Source organism: Paenibacillus sp. AN1007, from assembly GCF_040702995.1.
In the GTDB taxonomy this organism is placed as follows: domain Bacteria; phylum Bacillota; class Bacilli; order Paenibacillales; family Paenibacillaceae; genus Paenibacillus.
Window position 1 is genome coordinate 4880645 of record NZ_CP159992.1, and the last position, 21655, is coordinate 4902299.

Annotated in this window: 16 protein-coding genes; 5 read left to right on the top strand and 11 right to left on the bottom strand. The window is 47.7% G+C overall.

The window, feature by feature from the left end; translation table 11 throughout:
• Window positions 1-84: 84 nt before the first annotated feature.
• Window positions 85-1257, bottom strand: coding sequence for a DUF4317 domain-containing protein (locus ABXS70_RS21955; protein ID WP_293201533.1), 1173 nt, complete (start codon window positions 1255-1257; stop codon window positions 85-87).
• A gap of 351 nt (window positions 1258-1608) precedes the next feature.
• Here ABXS70_RS21955 and ABXS70_RS21960 point away from each other — a divergent pair, with 351 nt between their 5' ends.
• Complete coding sequence (locus ABXS70_RS21960) at window positions 1609-2778, top strand: glycoside hydrolase family 27 protein (RefSeq protein ID WP_342554275.1); 1170 nt, start codon at window positions 1609-1611, stop codon at window positions 2776-2778.
• Window positions 2779-2982: a hypothetical protein gene (locus tag ABXS70_RS21965; RefSeq protein ID WP_342554274.1), complete on the top strand. Its 204-nt coding sequence runs from the start codon at window positions 2779-2781 to the stop codon at window positions 2980-2982.
• Between the two features lie 38 nt (window positions 2983-3020).
• Here the strand turns inward: ABXS70_RS21965 and ABXS70_RS21970 are convergent, their stop codons facing one another.
• The gene (locus ABXS70_RS21970; RefSeq protein WP_342554273.1) at window positions 3021-3869 is read right to left on the bottom strand and encodes an AraC family transcriptional regulator; all 849 of its coding nucleotides are present in this window, start codon (window positions 3867-3869) and stop codon (window positions 3021-3023) included.
• A gap of 201 nt (window positions 3870-4070) precedes the next feature.
• On the opposite strand from ABXS70_RS21970, the gene ABXS70_RS21975 reads away from it, so the two are divergent.
• Window positions 4071-5606 carry a carboxylesterase family protein gene (locus ABXS70_RS21975; protein WP_342554272.1) on the top strand — a complete coding sequence of 512 codons (1536 nt, stop codon included), beginning with the start codon at window positions 4071-4073 and terminating at the stop codon, window positions 5604-5606.
• 204 nt (window positions 5607-5810) lie between these two features.
• Window positions 5811-7622: a flagellin gene (locus ABXS70_RS21980; RefSeq protein ID WP_342554271.1), complete on the top strand. Its 1812-nt coding sequence runs from the start codon at window positions 5811-5813 to the stop codon at window positions 7620-7622.
• A gap of 110 nt (window positions 7623-7732) precedes the next feature.
• Here the strand turns inward: ABXS70_RS21980 and ABXS70_RS21985 are convergent, their stop codons facing one another.
• Both ABXS70_RS21985 and ABXS70_RS21990 read right to left on the bottom strand, forming a co-directional pair.
• Window positions 7733-9550 (bottom strand): ABC transporter ATP-binding protein, encoded by a 1818-nt coding sequence (locus tag ABXS70_RS21985; protein WP_366290877.1) that lies wholly within the window; start codon window positions 9548-9550, stop codon window positions 7733-7735.
• Window positions 9543-11279, bottom strand: coding sequence for an ABC transporter ATP-binding protein (locus ABXS70_RS21990; RefSeq protein ID WP_342554269.1), 1737 nt, complete (start codon window positions 11277-11279; stop codon window positions 9543-9545). Before ABXS70_RS21990 ends, ABXS70_RS21985 begins: the two co-directional genes overlap by 8 nt.
• Window positions 11280-11410: 131 nt before the next feature.
• Here ABXS70_RS21990 and ABXS70_RS21995 point away from each other — a divergent pair, with 131 nt between their 5' ends.
• Complete coding sequence (locus ABXS70_RS21995; protein ID WP_342554268.1) at window positions 11411-12247, top strand: MerR family transcriptional regulator; 837 nt, start codon at window positions 11411-11413, stop codon at window positions 12245-12247.
• 89 nt (window positions 12248-12336) lie between these two features.
• On the opposite strand, the gene ABXS70_RS22000 is transcribed toward ABXS70_RS21995, so the two are convergent.
• The 7 genes from ABXS70_RS22000 to ABXS70_RS22030 form a co-directional block, all read right to left on the bottom strand.
• Window positions 12337-12915, bottom strand: a complete 579-nt coding sequence (locus ABXS70_RS22000; RefSeq protein ID WP_342554267.1) for a DUF4256 domain-containing protein — start codon at window positions 12913-12915, stop codon at window positions 12337-12339.
• A gap of 95 nt (window positions 12916-13010) precedes the next feature.
• Window positions 13011-14363, bottom strand: a complete 1353-nt coding sequence (locus ABXS70_RS22005; protein ID WP_342554266.1) for a glycosyltransferase — start codon at window positions 14361-14363, stop codon at window positions 13011-13013.
• Entirely contained in the window at window positions 14326-15702 is a 1377-nt protein-coding gene (locus ABXS70_RS22010) for a glycosyltransferase (RefSeq protein WP_342554265.1), read from the bottom strand. Before ABXS70_RS22010 ends, ABXS70_RS22005 begins: the two co-directional genes overlap by 38 nt.
• Complete coding sequence (locus ABXS70_RS22015) at window positions 15699-16706, bottom strand: glycosyltransferase (protein ID WP_342554264.1); 1008 nt, start codon at window positions 16704-16706, stop codon at window positions 15699-15701. The genes ABXS70_RS22010 and ABXS70_RS22015 overlap by 4 nt, the downstream gene beginning before the upstream one ends.
• Before the next feature lie 30 nt (window positions 16707-16736).
• Entirely contained in the window at window positions 16737-18446 is a 1710-nt protein-coding gene (locus ABXS70_RS22020) for an ABC transporter ATP-binding protein (protein WP_366290883.1), read from the bottom strand.
• Window positions 18446-20290: an ABC transporter ATP-binding protein gene (locus tag ABXS70_RS22025; protein ID WP_342554262.1), complete on the bottom strand. Its 1845-nt coding sequence runs from the start codon at window positions 20288-20290 to the stop codon at window positions 18446-18448. The genes ABXS70_RS22020 and ABXS70_RS22025 overlap by 1 nt, the downstream gene beginning before the upstream one ends.
• Window positions 20287-21576, bottom strand: a complete 1290-nt coding sequence (locus ABXS70_RS22030) for a hypothetical protein (protein ID WP_342554261.1) — start codon at window positions 21574-21576, stop codon at window positions 20287-20289. The genes ABXS70_RS22025 and ABXS70_RS22030 overlap by 4 nt, the downstream gene beginning before the upstream one ends.
• Between the last annotated feature and the right edge of the window lie 79 nt (window positions 21577-21655).

Sequence of the window (21655 nt, forward strand, 5' to 3'; positions counted from 1 at the left end):
CCAAGCCTCGCGGTATGACCGCAAGCTTGGGCTTGTTAACGTTTATTTTTGTATCCTCTAACTTACTTGGCTAATCTAACTTAATCAGAGATTCTCTGTGGCAAGTGTAAATCCTTCAATTACAGCGTCCTCGTCCACTTCAATCATGATACAGCGTCTTCCCTGGTAGTTGACTTGTCTCACATATTTGAGATCCTGCGGACTGATGGAGATGGTTGCTACCTTCGTATCAATCTTGATTGATTTGGAAGTGTATTTGGGCATAACACTATTGGCTTTCAGCTCATAGTTTTTGTTGTCCACGATCGTTTCAAATGCTCGTTCCACCTTCTCGGTGGTTAACTCTTCTACACCGCTGGCGGTAAGCAGACGTTCCACGTCTTTATAATCCAGCTTCGGCGGCTCTTCTTCATGCGATTCTTCGTTCACTTCAATGACACGATTGATCTCTTCATACACATGGGCCAAGGTGGTCGCATCCATCTGCTCCCCTGTAATCTCTTTGACGATATCCTCGAAAATGGCCCGCTCCTCCAGTGCCGTTACAGAACGTTCACCATTCAGCACATTTTCTACAAAATGAGGATCGGGGAAATTCGATTTTCCCGTGCAGTACAGCACACGGTTCACGTCCGAATAATTATCCGTCACACTTGGATACAGGAATCCCTGCTCCGGCGTGCTTAATTTGATGATCGGATCAACGATGATGTTGTACTTGAATTCCCGCTCTACATAGTCAAATAACAGCGTCTTCCGCTGCTTCTCCGTGGAATTCACACTGCACAGGATGAAGGGATGAGCAAATACCTCGTTTTTCTCACTCTCTTCGGCTTCATCGTTTCTGGCTTTTGTCGGCAAATAATACTGCCCCTTAATAAACGTAACAACCATATCCCGCTCATACTTGGCATCGGCCATCATGCGGTCGACAAGCAGCAGCATGAGATCCTGCCACTCATCTGGGTCTCCAGTGACGAGCGCCTGATGAAGCATCACCTGTGCCGGTTCCTCCGCCTCTTCTTGGAATTTCAGTTCGAACAGCTTCTGATCGAGTTCTCCTGTCAGCAGTTTTTTGAAATTACCCATGTATAATTCCTGCTTCTCTCGATCCACCAGCTCAAAAGGATGGCGTTCCCAGTGATAAACTTCATTCGTTTCTTTTGTAATATAGACATTCAGAATGTCGTAAATGTTCAGCAGATCATGATCCAGCTTGAATTGTTTGCGAATGTGCGCGACTTCTTTTTTATTCATGATTCGTTAGACAACTCCTCAAGTAAATTGGCTTTACAAGTATAAACGATAAAAAAAAGCTTCGCCAGAAGGAGGTTTGTTGTTCATGGTTTTGTGCATGATACAGCCCTGCAAAATAGCAAAAAACACGATTCGATATTTCAATTGATTCAGTTCAATTAATTCTCATCTGGCTTCCTTCATTTCATATATTCAAACAACATTTGTCCATATCGAAGCAACGTCAAGCTATGGCTGAAATGCCCTTGATCAGTTAAGTTCATGATAGTTATTATCCGCATTCTCAGCAGAGATAAGATGGAAGTTTGGCATTTTCAAAAAAACAGGACAAGGAAGGAAGCGAGCCAAATCATGAGCGCTAATACAAATGCAATGATGGGATTTGCCCCCGCGTTGGGCTGGAATTCATGGAATACGTTTACGTGGGACATCAATGAGCAGTTGATTCGGGATGTGGCCGATGTGTTTGTAAAGGAAGGATATCGAGACGCTGGGTACGAGTACATTGTGATTGACGATTGCTGGAGCCTCAAGGAGCGGGATGCAGACGGAAATCTGGTCGTAGATCCTGCCAAATTCCCGAGTGGAATGAAGGCGCTTGCAGATTATATCCACGACAAAGGCCTGAAGTTTGGCATGTACTCCTGTGTCGGTACACACACCTGTGCAGGTTATCCGGGCAGTTTCGAGCATGAGTTTCAGGATGCTGCGCTGTTCGCCGAGTGGGGCGTGGATTATTTAAAATATGACTACTGCTTCAAGCCGCGCCACATCTCGGGCGAGCTGCTGTACAAACGCATGAGCCTTGCTCTCAAAAACTGCGGGCGCGACATCCTGTTCTCTGCCTGCAACTGGGGTGAGGACAATGTATACGAATGGATTCGCGAATCGGGTGCACATATGTACCGCTCCACCGGAGATATACGCGACAACTGGGATTCGGTCAAAGAACTGGCCCTTTCACAGCTTGGAAAACAAAGCTATACCGGCTCCTTCTGCCACAATGACATGGATATGCTTATTGTAGGCATGTACGGCGGAAGCAACAGCGACTTTATCGGCAGCATTGGCGGCTGCAATGATATCGAATACAAAACCCATTTCTCCCTCTGGTCCATGATGGGTTCACCCCTGATGATCGGATGTGATGTGCGCAAAGCCAATGAGACAACCAAAGATATTTTGCTGAATCCCGATCTGCTAGCTATTAATCAGGACCCGGAGGCACGCGGGGCTTACCGCATCAAACCCGAGCCGCAATGGTTTCATACCGATGACGTATTCATGCTGGTGAAGGTACTTACGGACGGTGATCTGGCGATTGGTTTCTTCAACCTGAGCGACAGCCAGCGGGAGTTGTCCTTGCAATTCTGGGATATGGGCCTGCCCTATGCATCTGGTTACTCTTTGTCCCTCTATGACTGCTGGGAGCACAAGGAACTCGGTGTATTCCGCGAGCGTTATGCACCCGTAGTGGCAGCTCATGATTGTCTCGTTGTGCGAGCCAAGCTGGTGAAATAAATGGCACAAAGCCGGCTGTGCACCACCTGTCAGGTTCCGCTTTCTTCCGACGATGTGGGCATTTATCTGAAATTAGTCTCACGCACTGCCCAGCAATTTGTCTGCATTGATTGTCTAGGTGTTAAGCTGCACTGCGGACGGGAGCCGATCGAGAAGCTGATTCGTTATTTTCGCGAGTCCGGAAACTGTGCCCTTTTTCGTTAATCCTCAATTGTAGTTCATCTTACAGGTTAGCGTACCGCTCAGTGATGTATGGATGTTGAGCTGTTTTCTCCTAACGTGCTGCTCTTTTTTTGGTGCAGCATCATGTAGGCTGATGGCGTATATGATGCTGCCTTTTTGAATACTCTGGAAAAATAAAGCGGATCCTTATATCCTACCGAATATGCTATGGATTGAATGGACAATTGGGATGATTTCAGCAGCTCGCAGGCACGCCGAATCCGGCATGCTGTTATATATGCGGACACCGATATACCTGTGGCTTCTTTGAACCTGCGGAACAGGTAGCTTCGTTCCAGATTCACGACCTGTACAACCTCCGCAACCGTTAAGGAAGATTTCCAGTAGTTCTGCTCAATATAGGTTCTTGCCAGCCACACATCATCCCTAACTTCCTCCTTCTTCCCGCTGGGAAAGAATTCTATGTAATAGGACAGCAGCTGCTGCAGACGAGCGTCCGCTCTCAACACTTCACTTGGTGATGCACCCGAATTCCAGGCCCGATGAAACCAAGGCTCCATAGACTCGGGCGCAGCTGGCAGGACAGGATGCTGAACCGATAACTGTGTCAACGCTATGAGGTGCCGGGCATCTCTGCCGTTGAATTCCATCCATACGTACTCCCACGGGTCCGATGAGTCAGGATAGTAATAGATTTCTTGCTGCGGAAAAATGATAAAACTCTCTCCGGCACCCAGCCGGAACCGCTGACCTCCGGTTTCCAGTGTACCCTGCCCTTGAATGATGTAGTGCAGCGCATAGACGTCACGCACACCCGGTCCCCACTGATGAAGATTAACCGGTTTGCGATCGCCGCTGATAAAATATATCTGGCTCGCTCTGCTCCCTTCTCTCCATAATGAGTCCACTTCCAGCACCTCCATTCCTTTTACCAGTCATTATATATCATTTAGATGAAGTCAGAGATTTTTAATTTAGATGCTGGAAACAACGCTTCAAGATGCTTATGATAGAGACAGAGGGAAAATCACCCCGCACACTTGTAAGCGCAACCATACATCTTGGATCGACATGAATAATAATGTTCAATTCAGAGAGGAGAATGTGTGTTGCTTAGAACAGTTACGGTAGAGAATGGTCAAGTTCAGGGGCTGCCTGCCGCAGACCCGCGTATTACAAGTTTTAAAGGTATTCCGTTCGCCGCGCCCCCGGTAGGCCGAAATCGCTGGCGTGCTCCGCAGCCGGCATCTGACTGGGATGGTGTGCTTCAGGCTTTTGATTTTGCTCCCACCTCTATGCAGGCCCCCACGGTGATCGACGATAACAACATTTATACCCGAGAGTGGGCGGTCGATCCGGACCTGCCGATGAATGAGGACTGCCTCTACCTAAACGTGTGGACACCCGCCAAACGTACGGATGAGAAGCTGCCTGTGTTTGTCTGGTATTTCGGCGGCGGCCTTCAAGTGGGTCACACGGCCGAAATGGAATTTGATGGTGAGCGTATTGCTCGCAGGGGAATCGTCGTCGTTACCGTCAATTACCGTCTGAATGCATTTGGTTTCCTGTGCCATCCCGAGATCAGTGCGGAGTCTCCACAAGCCCCTGCAAACTTTGGACATCTGGATCAGCAGGCAGGCACGCAGTGGGTGAAGCGCAACATTGCTGCATTTGGCGGTGACCCGGATCAGATTACAATCGGCGGACAATCTGCCGGCGGCGGCAGTGTACTCAGCCAAATGACTTCCCCGCAGAACAAAAACCTGTTCCAGCGAGCCGTCATTATGAGCGGCATCGCAACCGAACTGTATCCAAATGTGCATGTCCCTGCTGTCCGCAGCACACTGCGGGATGCCGAACAGAAAGGCGTTGATTTTTTCCGTTTTCTAGGAGTATCCTCCCTGGATGAAGCCAGACAGCTGGATGCGATCACGCTGCGGGATAAAATACTGGAATACAAAAGCTTCTGGGGAACGGTCATTGATAACCAGTTCTGCGTAGGCGATCCATTCACCCGGTTTATGCAGCATAAGCGCGAACTCGTTCCCGTCATGCTGGGACACACCTCTTCCGAATTCTGGACCCGGCCTGCTGTCAGCAGTATGGAGGAATTGAAACAGATGGCGGCTGAACTTTTTGGCGAGGATGCTCCTGCCTTTTTGCAGCACTGTGAAGCCGATAACGGCGATCTGGATCATACACTGCAGCGGGCTTCTGTCCGCATGATTGAACATGCGATTCAGCTTGTGATCCGCTCGAATAGCGGTCATCCGTCCGAGACGCCGCTCTATTATTATAACTTCGACGCAGAGATTCCAGGCTGGGATCAGCCAGGCACATTCCACTCCGTCGATCTGTGGTTCTTTTTTGAAACACTCGCGAAATGCTGGCGTCCTTTCACGGGCAAACACTATGATCTCGCACGCCAGATGTGCAATTATTTGTCTAATTTCATCACGACAGGTGACCCGAATGGTCTGGATTCCACCGGCAAACCGCTGCCTTACTGGATTCCGAGCAGTACCGAACAGCCGTATCGTATGGAATTTGGTGATCTGGCCCAGCTGCAGCGCGAAGAACCTGGACCTGTGCTCGAATTGGCGATTAAGCAGCATTTTAAGAAGCAGAATGAACCTGTGGTTTAATACGTGAAGCATTTTCTCCTCTGGATAGGCTGTGCGGTGGCGCATGGCCCTCTTCTTTCTGAGCTGATTATCTTAGTGGAGACATTACTTTTGTTAGGCCATTTGCACACTAAATTTACAGAAAAATCACATATCAATAGACTATCCTTATTCTACCATGGTAAAATTAATCAACTTACTCCACTTTAGATAGAGGTATAACATATGATTATTTCGCATAACTTAGCGGCTGCTAGTGCACATAGGAAAACTCAAGAAAACGCCCGTAATAACTCCAGCCACCTACAGAAACTATCTTCTGGGCAGAGAATTGATCGTGCGTCTGATGATGCAGCAGGACTAGCAATATCCGAGAAAATGAGGTCACAGATTCGCGGACTTGACCAAGCAAATCGAAATATACAAGATGGGATTTCTCTTGTTCAAACAGCAGAAGGCGGACTGCAGGAAATTTCAGCTATTTTACAAAGACAGAGAGAACTGATTGTCCAGGGTCTAAATGATACATACACCAATAATGATCGTCTGAAGATTGAAAGTGAGATTCAAGAGCTTACGGATGAAATAAACCATATTTCCCAAAGCACAAGCTATAACACGATAAACTTGTTGGCAAGAGATGATTATAAAATACTGGCGGATCGTTCAAGTTCCAGTACAAACACTTTCCTTAGTGAGCCGCCCACAATTACAACCGTACAGAAAACTGTAGTTTATGCAGCCTCTGGGACACCACCCGAAGCAAGACACCTGACCAGCAATTCTAATACGTCATCTACAACTCAGACGTATACAAACACAAATGTAATTACTCCGATAACCTCGCAGGATTCGGGACAAGGTTACAACGAATATAATGTGGATACGTATACAACAACTAAAACAGATACAGAGCGTTCAGTATATGAAACGTTAGCGCCTACAACCGATCCGCAATATTCAGCACCAGACTATTGGTATGCTTCGGGAATCAACCCAACTTGGTTTGGCCCCAAAACATTAGGTCATGTTTATGGCACGATGAGTGAGATTGTACAAGTGGATGGCATGATGCGACCAGTGGAGTATACATCTAGAAGCAATACCGGTACAGTTCCGGCTTGGGATCATATGTGGTTTCCAGATAGCGATGTATCGATAAAAAGAATCCGGACTATACTTCCAGATAATTCGATGCAAATCGAATATATAATAAATAACGGAAATTCAACGGATACGAATGTAAAGCTAAGCAACCTAGTTAACCCGCCTGATCATTCAGTGATGACAGATGCAAATGGGCTGCTTATCCCCAATGGTGTAACATCCATTAATTCGCCATCTGGGAATACAACATATACGATGACAGGAACGGAAGCAAATGCTAGTATTACGTTCGATAATTCTCTCGGATCTCTATCACCAACCCAACTTGCAATTCATAATCCCGCAGGGGGACAACCTACAATTAATTTTGATTGGGATGTTAGCCTCCCTTCTCAATCAAGTTTAACACTTGCTTTCAAATACGGTCCTTTCTCATTAAATTTGGATGTATTTGAACGTACAAACGAAACAGAAGTGTCTACACGCCTAGAAACAACTTTAAATGTCAAGATCAAAGACATAGACTATATCACACCGAAACTCACGGTCCAAGCCGGAGCTAATCAAGGGCAGCATATGGATATCCCTTTATTCAACGTGCAGGCTGATGCGTTAGGTATTACAACGATGGGCTTGTTACTACCATCTATTCAAGAACAAGCATTATCTCGTGTAGACAAAGCCATCTCCAAAATTTCCAATATTCGTGGAATATACGGTTCAATCCAGAATCGAATGGCACATGCATTAAACAATACAAGTAATGCTGCAGAGAATTTGAGTAATGCAGAATCTCGAATTAGAGACGCAGACATGGCCAAAGAAATGTTAGAGTACACAAAATCAAATATTTTATCGCAGGCTGCACAAGCCATGCTCACACAATCGAATCAAAGCCCTCAATCCGTTCTACAATTGCTCCACCAGTGAATAAAATTTAAGGGTGTCCCACAAGCCATTTATATAGCTTGTGGGACACCCCTTTTTGATCTTGGCTGCTTTCTAGTATACTCTTCGATGCTTAAATACTCAGTGAAACGTTAATCCCACTCAAAAGCTCCAGTATACAATTGATAATACGTACCTTTCGCCGCCAGCAGCTGTTTGTGGTCACCACGTTCCTTGATCTTGCCGTGCTCCAGCACCATAATGGCGTCGGAATTTCGTACAGTTGATAAGCGATGGGCGATCACAAACACGGTTCGACCCTGCATCAGATTATCCATCCCCTTCTGAACTAATGCTTCTGTACGTGTATCGATGGATGATGTTGCTTCATCCAGAATCATGACAGGCGGATTGGCAATTGCCGCTCGGGCAATCGCCAGCAGTTGACTCTGCCCCTGTGACAGTCCGCTGCCGCTGCCATCAAGCCGGGTCTCATACCCGTCAGGCAGCCGTTCGATAAAACTCGCCGCATACGACAGCTTCGCCGCCTGGATCACCTCATCGTCACTCGCCTCCAGCCTTCCATATCGAATGTTCTCAGCGACCGTACCCGAGAACAGATGGGTATCCTGCAGCACAATGCCCAACGAACGCCGCAAATCCGTTTTTCGAATACGCTGAATATTAATGCCGTCATAGATGATCTCGCCTTCTGTAATATCATAAAAACGATTGAGCAGGTTGGCGACAGTAGTCTTGCCCGCACCCGTTGCACCTACAAACGCAAGCTTCTGCCCAGGCATGGCATACAACGTCATATTCTGGAGCACTTGTTTCTTTCCGTCATACGTAAAACTGACACCCTTAAACTCCACTTTGCCTTTCAGAACAACGCTTGTGCCATTCTCCAGTTTCCAGACCCATCCGGACAGATACTGATTTTTTTCCAACGTCACGCGGCCTTTATCTGCCTCAGGCTGTTCATCCATCATGTTAAATATCCGCTGAGCCCCTGCAACAGCTACGACAAACATGCTGACCTGCGAGGAGATTTCGGCAATCGGCATCGTGAAATTACGGGATAAACTCAGAAAAGCTGCGATAATTCCCAGACTCAGACCGGCGTTCCAGCCTGAGATCGCCATAGCTCCGCCCGCAATAGCCACAAGCACATAGATTAATGTGGACAGATTCTCATTGATTGGCATGAGGATATTCGAATATTTGTTAGCTGTCGCCGAGTCGTCAAATAATCTATTATTCAGGTGGGCAAATTGTTCCATCGCTTTTTGCTCGCGACCGAATATCTGCACCACTTTCTGCCCATGAATAATCTCCTCGATATATCCATCCACCACACCGATCGATTCCTGCTGCTTGAAGAAGTGCTCGGTTGCCTTAGTACCCACGACTTTGGTAACCCAGAGCATGGCAAGTGCACCTAGCACAACCACAATCGTTAATGGTACATCCAGATACAGCATCGTACCAAGAACGACTACAACCGTCACGACAGTGGACAACAGCTGGGGCAATCCATCCGTCAGCATCATGTTCAGCGTATCCACATCGTTCGTGTAATGACTCATAATATCCCCGTGAGCTTTACGGTCAAAATATTTAATCGGAAGCTTCTGCATGTGATCGAATAAGCGGTCACGAATCCTCTTCATAATCTGCTGTGAGACGGTAATCATCAGCCTTTTCGTGACAAACGTACTGATGACTCCAGCAGCATAGATCACAGCCAGAATAATTAAAGCCTGTAACAAGGCATCAAACACTGGATTCTGATTTCCGAGCAATGGCGTAATAAAGTCATCAATCAGCAATCGCAGAAAGGCCGCTGAAGCAACAGAGACGGCAGAACTCACCAGCACCAGGATCAGCGCTAGTGTCGTTCTGAATTTGTAATATTTAAAGTAGGTTAGCAGACGTTTTATCGTCCGGCCATATTGAATGTTATCCATCTAGTGCTTCACCGCCTTTCGTCTGTGTATAATAAGCCTCTTGATAAATTGTATTTCTGCCCAGCAGTTCCTGATGGGTTCCGATATCTACCATCCTGCCTTCATCCAGAATGACAATCTGATCGGCATCTTCCACAGATGCAATACGCTGGGCAATAATAATTTTGGTTGTATCCGGTATGCTTTCCTTGAAGACGTTGCGGATTAACGCGTCGGTCCGTGTATCTACGGCACTGGTGGAATCATCCAGAATCAGAATCTTCGGTTTTTTGAGTAAAGCTCTGGCAATACATAGCCTCTGCTTCTGACCTCCCGAAACGTTCGTACCGCCTTGTGCCAAATGAGTGTCATATCCATCCGGAAACGTGGAAATAAACTCATGTGCCTGTGCTGCTTTGCACGCTTCAATCAACTCTTCATCGGCAGCATGTTCATTGCCCCAACGCAGATTCTCCTTAATCGTGCCTTCAAACAGGACGTTTTTTTGCAATACCATCGCAACCTGACTGCGAAGCAAACTTAGATCGTACTCCTTCACATTGACTCCACTGACAAGCACTTCGCCCTCACTGGCATCATACAGACGTGGAATCAGCTGCACCAAGGTGGATTTTGCACTGCCCGCAGCTCCAATAATGCCAATCGTCTGTCCCGAAGCCATTCTCAGATTGATGCCAGACAGGGCATAATTCTCGGCTTTGCCTGAGTAACGGAAGGACACATTGCGGAATTCGATTTCCCCGTTGTGCAGCTCTGTAACGGGTGACTCCGGACTGGTAATGTCCGGCTGTTCACTTAACAGTTCATTAATCCGTCCCGCCGAAGCACGAGCAATGGCAACCATAATGACAACGATGCCCAAGGTCATCAAACTCATTAGAATTTGCATGGAATACGCGAATAAACTCGTAAGCTCCCCGGTGGTCATGTTTCCGCCCACAACCAGTTTCGCGCCAATCCATGAGATCATCAGCATCACGGCATACATGACAATTTGCATCAGTGGAAGTTCATACGACAGAATGCGTTCTGCCTTAGCCATCTGTGCAAATATTCGCTGGGATACGGCCTGAAACTTGGATACCTCACGCTCTTCTCGTACATACGATTTCACGACCCGAATGCCGCGTACATTTTCCTGCACAACTTTATTGAGATCATCGTAACTGTCAAAGGCACGCTCAAATACCGGAAAAGAATACTTCATGATGATGACCATGCCAATGGCCAGCACAGGGATCACAATCATGAACCAAGAAGCAATGGATGGGCTGATGCGATACGTCATAATCGTTGCAAAAATCATCATCACCGGACTGCGGAAGGCAATGCGGATAATCATCAGAAATGCATTTTGCACGTGCGTAATATCTGTCGTCAGCCTGGTAACGATCCCTGAGGTTGAGAATTTATCCATATTGGAGTACGACAGATGCTGCACATGACGGAACAAGTCATAACGCAGATTTTTGCCAAACCCCGACATTGCAATCGCAGAATGCTTACCCGCCAGTGCTCCAAAGACCAGAGACACCAGGGCAAACAACACCAGAATCAAGCCGTACTTGGTCACCTGATCCATCTGACCCCCAGTGATCCCCTGGTCGATCAATTCAGCCATAAACAGCGGAATAATGACTTCCATGGCCACTTCGCCAAGTAAAAACAAGGGCGTCAGCCATGTATTCTTTTTATATTCGCGTACACTTTGCAGTAATTTTCTTACCATAAGCATTCTCCTCATCTAAAATAAACACGCTGATCTGCCATCTAGAAGTAGATCGACGCTCAGAACAGCTGTATTATAAACTGTATAGCAACTATACAGTCAATCCACTTTTTTAAAATCTGGAGGTGCTTATGCATCCGAATGAAATGCTGTCCATTAGTGCTTTTTCCAAGCTGTCCGAGGTTTCACGCAAAACCCTCATTTACTACGACCGCATCGGTCTGTTCAAACCTGCCTATGTAGCGGATAACGGTTATCGATATTACAGTCACAGCCAGTTTGAAACGATCGGCGTTATTCATATTTTCAAAGAGCTCGGCATGTCCCTGGAGGAAATTCAGCAGCATCTCGGTGAGCGTTCACCGGAAACCACCCTTCAACTGCTGCGTAAACAGGAGGAAAATCTGCAGCTGCAGATTGCCAAACTGACTCAGGCCAAACAAATGATTATGCAGCGTGCGCAAAATATAGAGCAATCCATGCATCTGGACACCAGCCAAATGCATGTCATCTGGCAGCCTAAAACCCCCTTGCTGCTGAGCCGACATATCTATTCATCCAAACAAGAGTTTTCAGAAGAGCTCTGGGAGGACTTTCGGGTACGTCTGGACAAGGAACATGCACCGCTCGGTTATCCCGGCGGCATCATCATTCCCAAAGCTGATCTGCTAAGAAAGGATGGAGACATGATCTCCCATATGTACAGCTATATGACTACCCAGCATCATGAACAGGCATATATGCCGGAGGGATTCTATCTGGTGTCTTATGCAAGAGCTGACTACGGAGATACCAAGAAGTTTTTCCCACAAATCTTTGATTATATCGAGAAGAAACAGTACGTCATTAAAGGTGATGCTTACGAGGATTACATGCAGGATGAGATTGTACTGCAGCATGCGGAGGATTATCTGGTTCGGGTTATGGTGCATATTGAGGAACCCGGTGACAAAGAAGATATAACCTGATAACTTAGCTTAATTTAAATCAAAATCAACTTTATTTAAATCAAAAAGGAACCATTCGCAGCCTGCCGAATCGTTCCTTTTTATTTCGTTTACACCCTTAACAAACCTCGGAAACCTCTTGCAGCGTAGTAGGACTCCGCACCGTTATGGTACATAAACACGGTATCGTAACGGCGGTCGCAAAAAACAGCTCCACCCCGCTGCCTAATATTTTCAGGGGTAATCACCCAACTGGATGTTTTAAGATCAAAGTTCCCCAGCTGCTGCAGTTCACGATACTGGGTCTCATCCAAAAGCTCAATGCCCATCTCGATGCACATTTGAACAGCGCTATGCTTAGGTTTGTTCTCTTTGCGTGCATCCAGTGCAGCCTGATCATAACACACACTGCGACGGCCTTTAGGGCTCTCTGCTGAACAGTCGACAAAGATATATTCACCTGTCTCCCTGTCAAGCTCGACGACATCCGGTTCGCCGCCTGTTTTCTCCATCTCGTGGAGCGACCACAGTTTATCGGGGTGCGCTTCGAGTTTGGCCTCAATGTTAACCCATTCCAGATCGGGATGGCGACTCATATTCTTCTCAAAACGGGTCTTTAATGCCTTGAACAATTCATCACGCTGTTCCGGTGACAGATCTTTTTCATTTTCAATGGAGTTCATGGTCATCCTCATTCTCCCCCGGTTCATTAGCATATAGTGGTGCAGCGCACTTATTCTATTCGATTGTATTGAAAATAAAGGCGGAAAACAACCTGTCCCATTCACAGGTTGTTCACCTCGGCATCCAGCTGCCGGGCCAGTCTCGATATGCTGTATAATTTCGTTATTCCCGTACCCCCTACACACGCAGTCTGAAATCCGGTTGGAAGGTGATCGCCAGCAATCGGCAGCTGTTCAAGCTCTATATCTGCCGTATCCAGCAGATATACCCGCTTGGCAATTCGCAGTATCTCATCCAGCAGTACAATTAACAAGGTGATCGGAATGACTTTCCATACATCCGTAATAATTGCCGTTTGATACGTATCATCTTCACAGAAATTGACGAACCCTGCTTTGTAACTGGTGTGAACGTCTGGTTTCGCTGCACGGATCATCTCGGCGTTACGCTGATTGCAGGCAAATACATCTGTAATGTTCAGCCTGCTTACGAACTCCGGAGTTAAATACCCCACGGCTAATCGCCTGCCTCCTTCATGTAATTCAAATAAGGCTGGATCAAGATCATCATAATTTTGCGTTAGATATCGATCCGCGGCATTAAACTGTCCAAGCAGCATTTCAAAAATAAAGTTTTTATTCACATAGGACAGCTCCACCGGAAGCTCCTGATGCAGCTTCACAAAGTGAAGATGATTCTTTCGGCTTGTCATCTCTACCGGATTAAACTGCTCATGTGGCAGATGCAGCGCACGGAGTGAAGGGTCTGCCCGGAAATGCAATCCTGCCTTCCAGAGGCGATAACCCAATTCCAGATCCTCGTGCCCCCAGCCGTGGAAAGATTCATCGAATCCGCCCACCTGTCTCAGCAGACGGGTTTCCACAGAGACCATGCTTGTCCAAAACATCGTCCATGGAGCAGCACTGCGATCCAGATCATTTTCATAAAAATCAAACTGTGTTTGTCTGGAATCGGGGTAAGCCTTCAGCATGGGATTCCGCAAGCATGCCTCCGGATGCTCCGAGGAGGCTATGGATTGCAAGTATTTCGCAAGCGGATGCTGGTCATCCTTTTGATTCATGCCATGAACCGTGCCGAGTCCAATCGTATGTTCGTGACAACGATGAAATTGAATGACATTAAGAATAAGATCCGCGCCGATCAATACACCGGTATCCAAGTATACACATATCTCATGTTTAGCCAGATGCAGTCCCATATTTCTCGCCGTTCCTGCCCGAAACCCCAGATCCTTCTGGTAGCAGTATCGCAGATCCAAATCAGCTTCAAAGGAACAGGCGACATCCTTGGTATCATCACTTGAACCATCATCACATACAATGACCTCAAATAAAGATGTGTCTGCCTCCTGATGCTTCAGGCATACTAGCGTTCTTTCCAACAATTCGGAGTGATTATATGTAGGAATAATGACGGTGACACCCTTGGTCATCTAACATGCCTCCTTCCTGAACTTGAGCGATCCCATGGTCTATACAGGTGACGAGTTTCATGGTCGTATTCATCACGTCCATAATGCTGTATTCGATGTCTCTGCCCATCTTTTTCAAGGCAGCAATGACTGCAAGCAGAGGCATGATCTCCGTCTTCGGGCTGACGCAGTAACACACATGCGATGTTCTCAACGCTTCCATGAACAGGTGAAAGATTAATTCTGGTCTGTACATCGTCCACACAGGAGTAATAATACAGCCATCAAAAGAGGATGCTTCAAACGGCATGCAGCTGCCGGCAAGTCTGTAAACCTTTTTTCCAGGAACGTTCATCAGATCTTGCTTCAATTCCTTCGGCTCTCGGGGATCAATCAGTGTGCTCACCTGAGATAAGGCAAACAGCCTCGCATCATACCCTACCAATAAAAAGTGGGTTCCATAGGTTGAAGTGACCGTCTGCATAACGGCTTGAAATGTATAGTCCTGGTCTGACCAATCGCGCTGTCCCTTGTTAACTGCTGCGGCTGCATCTTTCTTCCAATCATGCATCTTCAGGAGAAACAGCTCAATCTCGATGGAAGGGTATTTTCGCATGAACATTCTGGCATTGGCCGCCTGATTGCGCATTCGTTCTGCCTCGTCCACCTCATGCGGTACATGTACTGCCCAGGCTGACCGGCTTAACGTTAATGCATACCCAGATTGCACAAGTCTGTAGCCAACTTCTATGTCTTCCATTCCCCAACCGCTGAATCTGTGATCAAATCCGCCTGCACGCTGTAACGCTGTTCGGGAAACAGAGATGTTACCTGACCAGAATACGGCCCAAGGCCACGGCAGCTGCATCAGTTGATCCATCACCGGCTCATAATATTTCTCCCGCTCATCGGGTATGCGCCCAGATTCATGCTCGAACCAGCTCATAAAAGCTTCAAGCTCCAGCTCTCCCTCATAATGCAGCTCTTCCCGATGCATCCCCTTCTTCCCGTAGATGTAGCCGATCACCATGTCGTGTCCAGCACGCTGCATCGCTACATGTTCACCAACAAACCCCGCACATACAATCGTATCTGCATCTAGAAAAATAACAACATCCCCGGTAGAGTCACGTATAGCTCTATTACGTTTGTCCGACACGGTCGTATGTGCAGGGGTATCCATGTAATGAATACACAGCTTGTCTTCAAAAGCATCTCTGAACTGTTCAAAAGGAATGGATCCCCCCTGATCAATCAGGTAAACGGAGAAGTCCGAATAATGCTGCCCGGCCAGCGCCTGCAGCGTCAGATGCAGCACGTCCGGTTTGCCGTACACCGGGATGATGACGGTCACGTTCATAACGGCTTCTCCGCAAGGTGAAGCGAAAAGCTTTCCAGAATACAAGAGGTCAGATGATCCAGTGCCGCCCCATCATAAGCATACGTTCTAAGCTGTGTCACACCACGCAAAATCTCACCGGCATAAGCAGCGATCAAACCCTGATCCATGTCGGATTCCTCCAGCCAGCGGATGTAACCTCTCTCCCCCATCTGCCGTGCATATACAATATTGCTGCGATTCACCTCTTCCCGCCGGGGAACAGCGATAGCTGGGATACCCAGCGAAGCCAATTCCCATAACGTCGTATGCCCCCCCCTGCACACCACCAGCGAGCTGTCTCTCACTTCATCCATAAAAGAGCTTGGGTCGGCGATAAACTGCGTCGTTTCATCTCCCAGCCGCTGCAGTGATTTCGTCAATGTACCGCTGTACACCAGCTTGATATGATCGGTTTCCCCTTTTAAGTCTGCTATCGCTCTTTTGAAAAAAGGAACGTCCACAATCGTCGCCGAGCCTGACGTGATGACAATCTTCTTCTCTCTGGCCGCTGTCCGTTCAGGCACTTCGACCACCGGGCCTACAAAGTGCAGCTTCTCCCAAATCGAGTCCGATGTCGGGAACATCCAGTGCTCCTGCTGATCGACAATCGCAATTTGGTCCGCCATTTGCAGATAACCCAGCGTCTCCTGTTCGTCTTCCAGCCAGTTCGTAATGAAGCAGGTTGGAATACCCAGACTTTGGGCGAGGGGAAGTACAAGCAGTTCCTCATCTACCACGATGCCATCGGGCTGCGTGCGGCTGATGAGGTCCAGCAGTTTCCGTGTTCTTTCGGCACTGCTGCCAGCCGAAGGCAGTTCCAGATCAATCAGATCACCTGAATATACCCTCTGTAAATAGTGAAGTCCGGAGGAATAGGACGCAATAATGACCTTGTGATTCAACTGCATGAGCCGTTTGGCGACCAGCAGATCGCGCTTTGCATGTCCAAATCCGTTTCCACGTGATACGATAAGTACCTTCATCGATATTTCCCCTTTCCAGGTTTTCGGATCTCACCCGACAGAAGCAGCCGCTCCCTGTTTGCGCAGCAGAGCAACCTGTGCACCGTACATTTCACGGAATACCCCATCTTCCTCAAGCAGCCGCAAAGGCGCGCCTTCCTGAACAATGTGCCCATCAGCCATCACATACACCCTGTCACAATGCATTACGGTGCTGACCCGGTGTGCAATCAGCAGTGCTGCTCTGCCCTCCGCTGCGAACTGCTTGACACTCCGAACAACACTTTCTTCCATGACCGGGTCCATCGCAGCCGTAGGTTCATCCAGGATCAGCATCTTCCGGGTATTCGCCATCGCCCGGGCAACCGCCACGCGCTGCCACTGTCCACCCGATAACTCGGTTCCATCTGTATATCCTGCACCCAGCCGTTTATCTCCGCTCCGCTCGGTGATATCCTGTACAAGCCGCTGTGCAGCAGTACTCCACTCTCGATCAAGTCCAACATTCTGCTGCACACTCAGCGGGAATCTGGCGAAATCAGCATAGGCAGCGGAAACCGCTCCCAGCCTGTCCGTATGCAGACTGCGTTTTCCGTCGACCCAAATCTCACCTTCGGCGGGCTCAAGCAGACCGCAGATCAGATTGCACAGTGTTGTTTTTCCAGCCCCATTCTCTCCCACCAGCCCGACAAGCTCACCGGATCGAAAATACATATTTACATCGGTCAATACAGGCTTGCTGTGATTCGGATAGGAAAATCCAACTCCATTCAGTTCAATTTCTTTGTCCGCTTCCTTGGCAGAGGTCTCGACTTGATCTGCTGTTTCTGCAGCCAAAAAACGAGAGAGATTGGATGCGGTGAGTAATTCACTAGTAAACATGCGCAGCTCCAGCACGAATGCATTGGCTTTGCCAAGCAATTCATCAATCAGTTGAAAGGCGATGATTAAACCGCCTATTGAAGAACTGGCCGTCAGAATCGATACCATGTAAGCCACAGAGATGAGCAGAAGCTGACCGATCTGCATCAGTCCTGATGTCTTTTGGGAGGTTAGTAGAAAAGATTGATTGGTCTTGCTGATGTCCGTAAATGTATTTTTCCACAGACTCACGATATAAGGGGAATATCCAAACAGCTTGCGTTCCCTGCCCAGTTGAAAATCCATAACGGTGCTGCGGTAATAATTTTCACGGATACGATGACCCGACAGCTGATTCTCCACGTTAAACATCTGACGACCCAGCTTATATTGTTTGAATACAACAAAAGCAAAGGTTACCATCATCACCAGACACCCAATTTTCGTGACAAACCACAACGCTGTACCCAAGCTGATTAAGGTTACTGCGGCACTCAAAACATCCAGGGCCAATGTGAGAACGCGATGTCCACGATCCAGACCGTTCGCTGCCTTCTCTGCTGATTCGGAAAAGGACGCATCAAGAAGTTTCTGATAAGGTACTTTATTATATTGATCGATATACAGCTCTTTGGCAGCTCGGCCCATGTGAACACGAAGTCCCTCCAGTGCAATACCGTATAACGAATCCATCACTTTCTCACCGATGGTTGCTGCCGCGAACCAGGCCATCAGCAGAATCATACGATCGAGATCTACTCCGGAAATGACCTGCTGCACAGCATAACCGAATAAAAAAATGCGAACGGCGGGCAGTATCCCTTTGAACAGCGTCACGGACAGAGCGAACGCAATCCATGGTAATAACTTTCGTTTGTTCTTTACCTTGGTCAACCACATTACGCCACGTCCCCTCCTTCCTCTTCCTTCATCGTCTCCATAAAAGAAGAAGAGGCTTTCCACATCGCTTGATAAGGTTCGCTTGTCTGAAGCAGTCCGTCATGTGTTCCATAGTCCCGGATTTCCCCCTGATCCATTAGAAGAACCGTATCCGCAAAAGCACAACCCACCAGACGGTGAACAACAAACAATACGGTGTACCCCTCTAATCGATTAATAATGGACTCCAGAATGCTTAGTTCGTTACTCGGGTCAAGTTTTGACGTTGGTTCATCCATAATAATGACCGAGCCCGCCCGATATATAGCCCGGAACATACTTCTGGCTAAGGCCAGTCGCTGCCACTGCCCTTCTGACAGGTCCGATCCTCCGACTTCCGGCCACAGCTCCGTTTGCAGTCCCTGCGGCAGCGTGTTTACAAATTGGGCATTAGTAAGCTTTAATGCTTCCATCATGTCCTCCGTATGCTCCTTGCGAGTGATATCACCCAGATACACGTTCTCAGCAGCGGAGAGTTTATACCGTCCGTAGTCTTGCAAACAGAAGCCGCCTGTATCCTCCGACACTACGGAACCATGGTCAGGCTTCAACAAGCCCGAAAGCATCAGCATTAAGGTGCTTTTACCTGAACCATTAGCACCAACGATGGCCACCTTGGCTCCGCGTTCAATATCAAAGCTGATATTTTTCAGCACCTCATGTTCTCCGTCATAACTGAACGTTAGTTGTCGAACAGAAATGGCACAGGTAGAATGGATATCATTATTTGGGCGGCCTATTGTGCCTGTATCCATACCCGCATCTGAAGTTGTATTTGTACTTCCAGCAGCGGCTGTGTTTGCAGCTGTCTCTGTAGCCGGGTTTGCTGCTGTTTCCGAATGTTCCTCTGCGGGCTGCTGTATCAATTCCGCCAAAAACATTTTCCGCCCCAACCAGTGCTTACCCTGGCTGAGAACCAGGCCCAGCAGCTGTTCCAGATGCAGCCCCCCAATAAGCAGTGCTGCGACTTCTCCAGGATGCAGTGTACCCTGCCAAAGTTTCCATAACCCTACCAGCAATACAATGGTTGTTACGACCCCGCTGCCAAGTTGACCTGCCAGTCTGTAAAATCCGGTCTTGATCATTTGCCTCATCGTTAAGCGTGCGATTCGAATCTGCTCGGTCAGCCACTTCCCTTTCACCCAACCGGATATACCAAAAACACGCATTTCTTTGGCAGATTTAAACGTGGTCAGCATATCCAGAAACGTTCCTTCAAGCCTCGTTGTCTCCGAGATGCTTTCCAGAAAACCTGATTCAGCAGCTGCTGCCTTTTTCATGAGCCATACATTAAGCACCGTACCAGCCAGTATCAGCAAAGGCGCCCACCATGCCACCACCAACAGAATCCATGTCAGGGAAATTCCCGTTATAATGACCTGGAGTAGTGCCGACAGCCCATCCAGTCCACCATGGTAGATCGAGCTGACCGATTCCGAAGTGCTTGAAATCCGGTTTCGCGTCGACGCACGGAGCAGCTCATTTTCTGTTCTACGATTTACATTGTCAAACAGGCGGATAGACAGATTGTGATAGACGTGGTCCTTTACTTTTCTAAGAAAATAGGGCTGTATCACGTTGAGCAAAATCGCAATCGTGCCAGCCCCAGCAATAATACCTATGTAAGCTAACGATGAGTTGCGGTCGCCGTTAGCCAGTTGATTCACTGAATGCTTGATTGCCCATACCATGAAACCAGGCCACACACCGAGTGCAAGAATAAGGGCTAACAATACCCAGATCGCCCGATCCCCTGCCCGAACAATCATCCATATCTGGACCAATCCGGCATGTAAACGGCTCATAATATTCTCCTTCCCGAGGCAGAGTCTACGAAAGCGATCGCTGTATGAATCTGTGACAATACGGAAGTCTCAATGTAATATCCTGATTCAGCACGCGCGGAAGGACACAGCAAAACGAACTTCCAAGAGGATTCCGCATCATGGTCAATGAGCAGACAAAGTGTATCCGTGGTATCGAACTGCTTTTGACCCGTCATATGCTCATAAGTCACGGCGGCTTCATGATGACTGTGCTGGATATGATGCCTGGAGCAGATCTCTGCAGCACTTTCTGCATTCCAGGGTAAGACCAGAAACGGATATGCCTTCTCCAATCCAGCTTCATCCTCTGACTCGGCAATATCATAATAATCGGCAATCCATCTGGTGTTTGCCAAAAGATTGTACTGGTCGCTTATGGATACACGAACTTTCTTCTGGATCGTATGTACGACCGTCATAGGAACATCATGACGAACCTCTTCCAGATGCGGAGGCGGCCAGTGCGCATTCAGATTACGGACATATTGAATCAGATGACTACCAAACCCCATCTTGCCATCATATTGCGAGAGTGCCCACTGATAGACTAATTTGTCCTCTTCATGGAAAACCAGATCAAAATTCGTGCTAAAAAAGTGATCCACTTCCATTAAAATGATCGCCGAAACCAGATTAATCAGATATGGTTTCAAACCTTCCTTCACTTCTCCATATTCGCCTTCGTGAGCAAGCAGCCATTCTTTAACGAGATAATGAATGCCGCCTCGTGCGAAGAAAGAAACAGTCAGGTTAAAGTCATCCCACAGATGAAGCGGTGGTACGCCGAAGGCCAAATGTACGGATGTCGTTGCTGCTTTGCTTAGGCTGGCTCCGAATCTTCCGATCTGCGGAGGAGGCATAGTTGATAGCGGATAAAGCTTCAGTTCAACAACCTCGGCAATGTCAAAATTATGGATTAAAGGTGCCAGATACTCTCGAATCTTCTCGCATTGTGAAGCCAGATGATTTTCATATTCAGCCATAACCTCATCCGCCTTGGTATCCGCAGATGCAATTAATATACGTTTGACCAATTTAACTTCCGGCTCACTCTGGATAGCCAGCATATCTTTCAGCAGCAAACTGCCCCAATATCGATAGACATTAGAACGAAGACCGCGATTACGAATAAGATTCAAGAGCGCAGGCGGATAGTTTCGTTCCTTAGGAACAGTCCACAACTTATCTTGTCTCAGCTCATTAATGGCTCTGCACAGCTCCAATAACAGCGGATACTGCCCAACTCGTACACGAAGTGTCGGCATCGTATTCCGGCTCCCCTTCCTCCCTGATACTACATGTCAACGCAAGTCTCTTCCGCCTTGCGCTGACATATGCAGGTGA

What these genes read in the sequence shown, in the direction of transcription:
- ABXS70_RS21955 (WP_293201533.1), bottom strand. Translation starts at nt 1,257, where the DNA reads ATGAATAAAAAAGAAGTCGCGCACATTCGCAAACAATTCAAGCTGGAT.
- ABXS70_RS21960 (WP_342554275.1), top strand. Translation starts at nt 1,609, where the DNA reads ATGAGCGCTAATACAAATGCAATGATGGGATTTGCCCCCGCGTTGGGC.
- ABXS70_RS21965 (WP_342554274.1), top strand. Translation starts at nt 2,779, where the DNA reads ATGGCACAAAGCCGGCTGTGCACCACCTGTCAGGTTCCGCTTTCTTCC.
- ABXS70_RS21980 (WP_342554271.1), top strand. Translation starts at nt 5,811, where the DNA reads ATGATTATTTCGCATAACTTAGCGGCTGCTAGTGCACATAGGAAAACT.
- ABXS70_RS21985 (WP_366290877.1), bottom strand. Translation starts at nt 9,550, where the DNA reads ATGGATAACATTCAATATGGCCGGACGATAAAACGTCTGCTAACCTAC.
- ABXS70_RS21990 (WP_342554269.1), bottom strand. Translation starts at nt 11,279, where the DNA reads ATGGTAAGAAAATTACTGCAAAGTGTACGCGAATATAAAAAGAATACA.
- ABXS70_RS21995 (WP_342554268.1), top strand. Translation starts at nt 11,411, where the DNA reads ATGCATCCGAATGAAATGCTGTCCATTAGTGCTTTTTCCAAGCTGTCC.
- ABXS70_RS22000 (WP_342554267.1), bottom strand. Translation starts at nt 12,915, where the DNA reads ATGACCATGAACTCCATTGAAAATGAAAAAGATCTGTCACCGGAACAG.
- ABXS70_RS22005 (WP_342554266.1), bottom strand. Translation starts at nt 14,363, where the DNA reads ATGACCAAGGGTGTCACCGTCATTATTCCTACATATAATCACTCCGAA.
- ABXS70_RS22010 (WP_342554265.1), bottom strand. Translation starts at nt 15,702, where the DNA reads ATGAACGTGACCGTCATCATCCCGGTGTACGGCAAACCGGACGTGCTG.
- ABXS70_RS22015 (WP_342554264.1), bottom strand. Translation starts at nt 16,706, where the DNA reads ATGAAGGTACTTATCGTATCACGTGGAAACGGATTTGGACATGCAAAG.
- ABXS70_RS22020 (WP_366290883.1), bottom strand. Translation starts at nt 18,446, where the DNA reads ATGTGGTTGACCAAGGTAAAGAACAAACGAAAGTTATTACCATGGATT.
- ABXS70_RS22025 (WP_342554262.1), bottom strand. Translation starts at nt 20,290, where the DNA reads ATGAGCCGTTTACATGCCGGATTGGTCCAGATATGGATGATTGTTCGG.
- ABXS70_RS22030 (WP_342554261.1), bottom strand. Translation starts at nt 21,576, where the DNA reads ATGCCGACACTTCGTGTACGAGTTGGGCAGTATCCGCTGTTATTGGAG.